General features: G+C 59.8%; 7 protein-coding genes. 6 read left to right on the top strand and 1 reads right to left on the bottom strand.

From position 1 onward, the window contains the following. Window positions 1–546: 546 nt before the first annotated feature. The 5 genes from KJ624_03040 (at window position 547) to KJ624_03020 (ending at window position 4,769) form a co-directional block, all read left to right on the top strand. Window positions 547–1,962 (top strand): cytochrome b N-terminal domain-containing protein, encoded by a 1,416-nt coding sequence (locus KJ624_03040; GenBank protein MBU2008817.1) that lies wholly within the window; start codon window positions 547–549, stop codon window positions 1,960–1,962. A 9-nt stretch (window positions 1,963–1,971) separates the two neighbouring features. Next, the gene (locus tag KJ624_03035; GenBank protein MBU2008816.1) at window positions 1,972–2,520 is read left to right on the top strand and encodes a ubiquinol-cytochrome c reductase iron-sulfur subunit; all 549 of its coding nucleotides are present in this window, start codon (window positions 1,972–1,974) and stop codon (window positions 2,518–2,520) included. Further along, complete coding sequence (locus tag KJ624_03030) at window positions 2,495–3,295, top strand: cytochrome c (protein MBU2008815.1); 801 nt, start codon at window positions 2,495–2,497, stop codon at window positions 3,293–3,295. The genes KJ624_03035 and KJ624_03030 overlap by 26 nt, the downstream gene beginning before the upstream one ends. Before the next feature lie 198 nt (window positions 3,296–3,493). Continuing rightward, window positions 3,494–3,949 carry a hypothetical protein gene (locus tag KJ624_03025; protein ID MBU2008814.1) on the top strand — a complete coding sequence of 152 codons (456 nt, stop codon included), beginning with the start codon at window positions 3,494–3,496 and terminating at the stop codon, window positions 3,947–3,949. Window positions 3,950–3,968: 19 nt separating this feature from the next. Continuing rightward, window positions 3,969–4,769 carry a cytochrome c gene (locus tag KJ624_03020; protein ID MBU2008813.1) on the top strand — a complete coding sequence of 267 codons (801 nt, stop codon included), beginning with the start codon at window positions 3,969–3,971 and terminating at the stop codon, window positions 4,767–4,769. A gap of 150 nt (window positions 4,770–4,919) precedes the next feature. On the opposite strand, the gene KJ624_03015 is transcribed toward KJ624_03020, so the two are convergent. Then, entirely contained in the window at window positions 4,920–5,090 is a 171-nt protein-coding gene (locus KJ624_03015; GenBank protein MBU2008812.1) for a hypothetical protein, read from the bottom strand. A gap of 145 nt (window positions 5,091–5,235) precedes the next feature. On the opposite strand from KJ624_03015, the gene KJ624_03010 reads away from it, so the two are divergent. Then, window positions 5,236–5,556, top strand: coding sequence for a hypothetical protein (locus tag KJ624_03010; GenBank protein MBU2008811.1), 321 nt, complete (start codon window positions 5,236–5,238; stop codon window positions 5,554–5,556). The last annotated feature ends 297 nt before the right edge of the window (window positions 5,557–5,853 follow it).

Here is a 5,853-nt window from a genome sequence, read left to right as displayed (position 1 = left end):
GGATAATGGTGAAGAGGTCCTCCAGTTTCAAGGGCGGTGCTGTTGCTGTCTGAATCATCGTCTGCCTCCTAACCTGCACCAAGATTAGCAGGGGAGGGTAAAAGAAGGGGTTAAGGGTGTTGGACGGGGGCAAAAATTTGGGCAAGTTTTCGTAGAGACTGGTAAAGACTCGGTGAAGAGCTGGGACTTTCTTCCCTGGGTGCAGAACTTGGGGAGTAGCACGTCTTTCCTAGGAGCCGGTCAAGGCAAGGTGCCATCGGCGGCTTTTCTGGGAACGACCCTATTTTCACTCCGGAATCACTGGCGGCCACGGCCCGGGCGGGCAAGCCAGGCTACTTTCTGATGCCCGGCGGTGAGAGCGAACCCCGTCCCAACCCGCAGCGGGCTATCCTGGACAGCATCCGGCGCACCTGGCAGGACGTTTCCGTCCCCGCCGGACTGCCCCGGGGAACCCTCTATCGCTATCCTGGCCCTACGGGCCAGGATAGCCGGCAAAGCCATTCCTTTCCCCTTTACCCTATTGCGGGATGTGCTATAATTGGCAAGATGTTGCCGCCAGCGCCTCGCCGACGGTTCTGGGAATCAGTCAGATGCAGGATTGCTGAAAGCCGGGTCTGGAAGTCCATCTTCCGCTATGGCTACCCCAGCACGGACAAGAACCGGATGCTGGTCATCCTCCACACTTTTTTCCTCCACTTCCACTCGGTCAGGGTCAAGAACCACACGCTGAAGCCCACCTATACCTTTGGCCTGGGCCTTATCTCCTTCTTCCTCGTTGTCATCCTCTTCCTCACCGGGGGGCTACTCATGTTCTTCTACCTGCCATCGGTGGAGAGGGCCTATAGCGACATCATAAACCTTCATACCACCGTGCGTTTCGGCAGCCTCCTGCGCAATGCCCACCGCTGGGGAGCCCACCTTATGGTCCTGGCTGTCATCCTGCACATGTGCCGGGTATTCTATACCGGGAGCTACAAACGGCCCCGGGAGTTCAACTGGGTCATAGGCGTCCTGCTCCTGGTGCTCACCCTTCTCCTCTCCTTCACAGGCTATCTTCTGCCCTGGGACCAGCTCTCCTTCTGGGCTATCACCGTGGCCAGCGAGATGGCCGCGTACGCTCCCTTCATAGGAGAACAGGTGAAGCTTTTCCTGCTTGGGGCCAGGGAGGTAGGGCAGGATTCCCTGCTCCGCTTCTACGCCTTCCACCTGTTCCTGCTACCACTCCTCTTTGTGCCCCTGCTGGGGCTCCACTTCTGGAGGATCCGCAAGGATAAGGGCCTCTCCTCCCCGGACGAAAAGAAGGGAGCCCAGGACCGGGCAGACACCCGTTTCACCTGGCCCCACCTGCTGGTTGTGGAGGTGCTGGTATTCCTGGGGGTGACCCTTTTCCTCCTGTTCCTTTCCTGGGGGGTGGATGCCCCCCTCAGGGACATAGCCAACCCCGACCTGCCGGAGAACCCCTCCAAGGCACCCTGGTTCTTCCTCAACCTCCAGGAGCTCCTCATGCACATGAATCCCGCCCTGGCCGGGGTCCTCATTCCCATCTTCGTCATCCTCCTGCTCGTAGCCATGCCCTATGTAGACAGGCGCCTGGGGGATGTGGGGGTATGGTTTGCGGGAAGGAGGGGGAAGAAGATAGCCCTGTGGTCTGCCCTTTATACCGCTCCGCTACTGGTGGGGCTTGTCCTCTTTGACGCATTTGTGGGGGTGAAGAGCCTGGTGAGCCAGCCGGAGATAGTCCCTGGCTGGCTTATTCCCCTGGGAGTCATCGGGGGCCTGTCCCTGGGGCTTTATTTCCTCCTGCGCCCCCTGCGCCCCAATGTCCGGGAGGTCCTCATTGCCTATTTCACCGCCTTCATCATCACCTTTTTCGTCCTGACCATCATTGGCCTTTTCTTCCGTGGGGAGGGGATGGCCCTCGTGCTCCCCTGGAGGCTGCCCCCGGGAGGCCTTTCTTTCTGAGGAGGGGTTATGGAAAAAGATAAGGAACAGACCGACAGCTGTCCCGTCCAGCGCTACGACCGGCGGGAGTTCATCAACCTCGCCTGGTGGGGCTCAGCGGGGCTGCTGGCCCTGACAGGCATATCGGCTACCGTTGCCAGCCTGTGGCCGAGGTCCAAGGCAGGGCCCTTCGGGCGCAAGATGACTGCCGGCAAGGCGGAAGATTTCCTCCCGGCCTCAGTGACCTATTTTCCCGACTACCGTTTCTACCTGGTCCGCCTCCCCATAAAGGGGGGCGGGACGGGCCTTCTGGCCCTCTACCGCCGCTGCACCCACCTGGGGTGTGTGGTCCCCTGGCTACCCGAGGAGCCCTCCGAGGATGCCCTAGCCCCTCAGGGCCGGTTCCACTGCCCCTGCCACGGCTCCATCTACAACCGCTACGGTGAAGTAGTCTCAGGCCCAGCCCCCCGCCCCCTGGATATCTTCCCTATTACTATAACGGGGGGTGAAGTGGAAGTGAACACAGCAAAGGCAATCAGGCGCCAGAGGTTTGATGAAAGCCAGCTTATCCAGATATGAATATGGCCTGGACAAAAAGGTCGCCCTGGGCCTGGCCCTGACCCTCGCCCTTCTCCTCGCCACCGGGGTCTACTGGCTCACCGAGCCCTCCCGTCAGAAAGGCGCGGGAGACAAGTACAAGCTCGCCTCCGCAGAAATCTTCGCCCAGACCTGCGTCTTCTGCCATGGCAGGCAGGGCCTGGGGTATGGCACCGTGGGCCCCTCCCTCAGGACAACCAAACTGGACGAGGAAGGCCTGAAGAGGACCATCTCCCGGGGCGTCACAGTCATGCCCGCCTGGGCCCGCGAGGAGGGCGGGACCCTTACCCCATTCCAGGTCCAGGGCCTCGCCGCCTTCATCCTCAACTGGGACGAGGAACTCACGAAAGTAGCCGTGGCCCGCCACCCCATCCCCGCCACTCCCAACCCCCCACCGCCGGATATTCCTCCCCCACCCTATGCCGGGATGAAGAATCCCCTCCCCTGGGGGGACAAGAAGAATATTGAGATGGGACAGATTCTCTTTGAGAGGCTTTGCACGGAATGCCACTGGCTGGTGAAGCCGATGACCCCACCCCCACCCCCACCCCCCGATGTCAGAGAGGCCGTCTGGGCCGCGAACATAGAGGATTACGCCGCCTACTACTTCTGGCGGATGAGCGAGGCGCCGCTCATCTGTCATTGGGGGCCTGGCATGCCTGCTGCGAAAAACTTCCTCCCCGAAAAGCAACGCTGGCAGGTCCTCGATTATGTAAGGGTCATGGGAACACTCGGCTGCAACCGCGGACTCTATTAGTCACGCAGGTTGTGGTAGGGCTGATGGGCCACCATCAACGAGGCCCCCTCACAAGGCCCTCCTCCCGGTGAAACAGCGCTGGCAGGTCCCAAACTATCTGTGGAGCATAGGAAAATATATGATAAAAAATATATAATATATGTATTAGGGAAAGGAGATGTTGGAAATAGGCAAAGGCCGAAGAGGAGGTGAAAGAGAATGAGCGAGAATGAGCTCATAGCCCAGGCCGAGAAAGCCTACAAGGAGGCTGAAGCTCAGGCCGAAAAAGCCTACAAGGAGGCTAAAGCTCAGGCCGAAAAAGCCTACAAGGAAGCTTTGGACCGGGCCAGCAAGGCTCGCGAGGAGGGCGTAGGCGGGAGCTGGAAGATCCTTGACGGGGTCGAAAAGCAGGCGGAGGCGGCCGTGAAAGAGGTCCAAACCCAGGCCAAGAAGGCCTACAATGAGACCCTGGAACTGGCCCTTCAGACCCACAGGGAGGCCAAAGCCCAGGCCGATGAGGCCTACAAGGCGGCCATAGAGCCAACGGAGAAGGCCTATCTGGAGGCCAAAGCCCATGCCGAGAAGGCCGCCCAAGAGGCTAAAGCCCTGCCTGAGAAGGCCGCCGCAGACGCCAAGGCCCAGGCCGAGAAGGGCCCTGAGGGCAAGATAGCCTAGAAAGGGGCGTGAGCTAGCGGTGAACACGAGAAAGATAGACAAACGCCAGATGAGCGACGGACTGGACAAGAAGGTCGCCCTGGGCTTGGCCCTGACCGTAGCCCTTCTCCTCGCCACCGGGCTCTACTGGTTCGCCGAGCCCTCCCGTCAGAAAGGCGCTGGAGACAAGTACAACCTCGCCACCGCTGAAATCTTCGCCCAGAACTGCTTCTACTGCCACGGCCGGCTCGGCACAGGCAGCGCCGGCCCCTCCCTCCCACAGACCAAACTCGATGAGGAGGGCCTGAAGAAGACCATCTCCCGGGGCGTCATAATCATGCCCGCCTGGGCCCGGGAGGAGGGCGGGACCCTGACCCCATTCCAGGTCCAGGGGCTGGCCACCTTCATCCTCAACTGGGATGAAGAGCTCGTGACGGAGGCCTTTGCCCTCCATCCCATTCTGCCTCCCCCCCCTACCCCACCCATTCCTCCCCCGCCTTATGCTGGGATGAAAAATCCCTTCCCCTGGGGAGACCCGGAGACCGTGCAGATGGGTGAGCTCCTCTACGAGCGGGCCTGCATCAGGTGCCACTGGACCAGGATGACAAAGCCCTACTTCTTCAGTTTCATGAGCCCCGTCTACTCCCAGAGCCTGGAGGAGTACCCCGCCTACTACTTCTGGACGGTGAGCGAGGGTCTGTTGAGGCTGCCCCAAGGGGGAGGTATGCCCCCCCACAAGCTCTATCTCCCTGAGAAGCAGCGCTGGCAGGTACTCAACTATCTCTGGGCCATGGGAAAAGAATATCAGGAGAAATACGAAGAATTCTCAATAAAATACTAGAGTGACCTTCTCTTCCCCCAGGCCCCGTTTTTGGCCCCGGTGGGCTGGGAAAGATCCAGGGCGGTCCTTCGTTTAAGGACCGCCCTGGAGGACTTTCACGGGGCTACACCGCTGAAAAAGCCCTAATCCCGTCAGGCCTTCAGCAAGGTACTAGTAGTAACCCCACTTGTCTATCCACGCCTGTGGAAGTTCAGGGACCGGCTTGCCATCGAAGGACTTCAAAAGATAGTCATATACGAGTTGGAGTTCCGGCTCGGTGGCAATGAAGCCGTAGACCGTGGCGTAGCCCGTCAGGTGGATCACCATGACGCTCCCCTTCAAGCCTTCCGGCCCCATCGTCGCTGCCCCAACCACAACCGGAGCCAGGCTGTGACAGTTCCCGCACCTCGAAACCGTGAGGTCGCGCCCGGCGCCATCAGGCGGAAAGATCCTGTCTACATCGTTTGCAGGAGCTGTTCCGGTTGGAGTGGGAGACCCGAAGGGGGTAGGTGTTGGCGTCCGGGTAGGCGTGGGGGTTGGACTGGCAGTAGGTGTTGGCGTCCGGGTAGGCGTGGGGGTTGGACTGGCAGTAGGTGCTGGCGTTCCAGTAGGGGTGGGGGTTGGACTGGCAGTAGGTGCTGGCGTTCCAGTAGGCGTGGGGGTTGGACTGGCAGTAGGTGTCGGCGTCCGGGTAGGCGTGGGGGTTGGGGTTTTGGCCTTGCTACAGGCAGCCACCAGCAACCCGCTGGCGAGCACCAAGATGAGAAACCACCGCCAATTCACTCTTAGACCTCCTTTCATCTGGTAAAAATCCTGGGGCATCCCCCTATGGTTCTGTTGAGACACATCAATTCCCCCTCCACAGTATAAACGAAAACGGCAACAAAAAGTTGCGCACCACCTCTTGCCTCCTGGGAACCAATTGCTATTTTACTCACAATCAATAGGCGTTGTCAATCAGCGAAACGAGGCACTTTTGGAACACCACACTTGTTCAAGCATCAGTACATTTGCCAGCCTGCGAGAAGCCTCGCTGGCATGGGGGGCGGAGGCGGCTTGTCCGGCCCAAAGTGCTCAATGAGATACTCCCATAGGGGGTCTTGTT

The organism is Chloroflexota bacterium (genome assembly GCA_018825785.1).
Lineage (GTDB): Bacteria > Chloroflexota > Dehalococcoidia > JACVQG01 > JAHKAY01 > JAHKAY01.
This window is presented reverse-complemented; position numbering and strand designations above follow the sequence as displayed.

Coding starts and splice junctions, on each gene's coding strand:
- KJ624_03040 (MBU2008817.1), top strand. CDS start 547: ATGTTGCCGCCAGCGCCTCGCCGACGGTTCTGGGAATCAGTCAGATGC.
- KJ624_03035 (MBU2008816.1), top strand. CDS start 1,972: ATGGAAAAAGATAAGGAACAGACCGACAGCTGTCCCGTCCAGCGCTAC.
- KJ624_03030 (MBU2008815.1), top strand. CDS start 2,495: ATGAAAGCCAGCTTATCCAGATATGAATATGGCCTGGACAAAAAGGTC.
- KJ624_03025 (MBU2008814.1), top strand. CDS start 3,494: ATGAGCGAGAATGAGCTCATAGCCCAGGCCGAGAAAGCCTACAAGGAG.